This window comes from Cupriavidus sp. UYPR2.512, assembly GCF_000379565.1.
Taxonomy (GTDB): Bacteria; Pseudomonadota; Gammaproteobacteria; order Burkholderiales; family Burkholderiaceae; genus Cupriavidus.
The window spans coordinates 1-1,302 of sequence record NZ_KB903108.1 but is presented as its reverse complement, the minus strand read 5'-3'; the positions used below and the strand labels follow the sequence as shown (position 1 = coordinate 1,302).

The window sequence follows — 1,302 nt, the reverse complement described above, 5'->3', positions numbered from 1 at the left end:
GCCTCGTCGCCCATCTCGACGCGGCTGGTCTCGCCTGCTTGCCAATTCCGTTGACCCCCGCCAGATCGCTTCAACCGAAACTCGCAACCAGTTGGTTCACTTCCGCGGGGGCTGCTTGGTTGACGCCTCGGCAACCTGGTCGCGCAGGATCTGCAGGATGCGCGCGTCGATGACGACCGGGGTGGCGTCAGGCTTCTCCGGATTGGAAGCTCGCCAACTCTTCAAGTGCGCCAGCACCGTATTCGGCGAACCGCCGCCCAACTCGTTGATGACGGCGCGCACGCTGACCTTGCGGCCCGTGCTGGCCAGCGCTTCGGCCGCGTCCCGAACATTTTCCGCGGTCACGAGCGGCGTCTTGGTCATTCGCGCTTGATTGTATCTCAATTGAGATGCATAATGGGGGCTAAAAGCACGTACGGGAGAATTTCATGGCACATACCTCGATGCTGCACATCCGGGTGGACGACGACCTCAAGGCACGGGCAGCGCAAAGCCTGGCGAACGTCGGCCTGACGGTGTCCGACGCGGTCCGCATCCTGTTGGCCCGCATCGCCCGCGAGGGCGGCCTGCCGGCCGGCCTGGCCACTGACCCCGCCAGCTACGACGCCTGGTTTCGCGCCAAGGTGCAGGAAGCATTGGCCGACCCGGGCGCGTCGATCCCGCATGACCAGGTGATCGAAGACGCCCAGGCGCTGATCGACCGGAAGCGTCGTGAGCGCGGTTGAATGGACGGCCCCGGCCCGCGCCGATCTGCTGGCCATCGTTGACTATATTTCGGACGACAATCCGGACGCGGCCCAGCGCCTGGTGGACGAGCTGCAGGCGAAAGCCGCGCACCTGCCCGAGCATCCATTGCTGTACCGGGCAGGGCGCGTCGCGGGCACGCGCGAGATGGTGGTGGCGGCGAACTACCTGGTCGTCTACACGGCTGGCGCCAACGCCATCCGCATCCTGCGGGTACTTCATGCCGCGCAGCAATGGCCGTCGCCAAGCGAGCCCAATCACGACACGTGAGATCGCACAGCCGGTGGCCTGCGGGCGGTTTTTTTGCGATGCGCGTCAATGCCGCTAAGTCGTATTGGCGGCATGGCCTCGGGCGATCCTTTGGTGGCTAGCTTTCTCCATGGCGGAGTAGTGCGGGGAAGCCCTTTTGCCGAAGAATCCCTGGCGGTCGCCCGCACGGCGACGGTTTGGCACCAATCCACCCAACAACTGGTTGCGGGTTTCTCAAGGCTGCCAAATTTGCCTGAAGTCCTTTGTGGGTATGACTTTCGCCGATTTCCGCCGTGATCCGCTAGAATT

3 protein-coding genes are annotated in these 1,302 nt (G+C 64.1%); 2 read left to right on the top strand and 1 reads right to left on the bottom strand.

Going from position 1 to position 1,302, the window contains the following annotated elements; all coding sequences use genetic code 11:
* Nucleotides 1–96: 96 nt before the first annotated feature.
* Nucleotides 97–363, bottom strand: a complete 267-nt coding sequence (locus A3A5_RS0122460; protein WP_018312756.1) for a DNA-binding protein — start codon at nucleotides 361–363, stop codon at nucleotides 97–99.
* A 65-nt stretch (nucleotides 364–428) separates the two neighbouring features.
* On the opposite strand from A3A5_RS0122460, the gene A3A5_RS0122455 reads away from it, so the two are divergent.
* Both A3A5_RS0122455 and A3A5_RS0122450 read left to right on the top strand, forming a co-directional pair.
* The gene (locus A3A5_RS0122455; protein WP_018312755.1) at nucleotides 429–725 is read left to right on the top strand and encodes a type II toxin-antitoxin system RelB/DinJ family antitoxin; all 297 of its coding nucleotides are present in this window, start codon (nucleotides 429–431) and stop codon (nucleotides 723–725) included.
* A complete protein-coding gene (locus tag A3A5_RS0122450) occupies nucleotides 712–1,014 on the top strand; it encodes a type II toxin-antitoxin system mRNA interferase toxin, RelE/StbE family (protein ID WP_018312754.1) in 303 nt (100 codons plus the stop codon). The genes A3A5_RS0122455 and A3A5_RS0122450 overlap by 14 nt, the downstream gene beginning before the upstream one ends.
* Nucleotides 1,015–1,302: the final 288 nt, after the last annotated feature.

Excerpts from the sequence above, each read along its gene's own strand:
- A3A5_RS0122460 (WP_018312756.1), bottom strand. The coding sequence starts at position 363 with ATGACCAAGACGCCGCTCGTGACCGCGGAAAATGTTCGGGACGCGGCC.
- A3A5_RS0122455 (WP_018312755.1), top strand. The coding sequence starts at position 429 with ATGGCACATACCTCGATGCTGCACATCCGGGTGGACGACGACCTCAAG.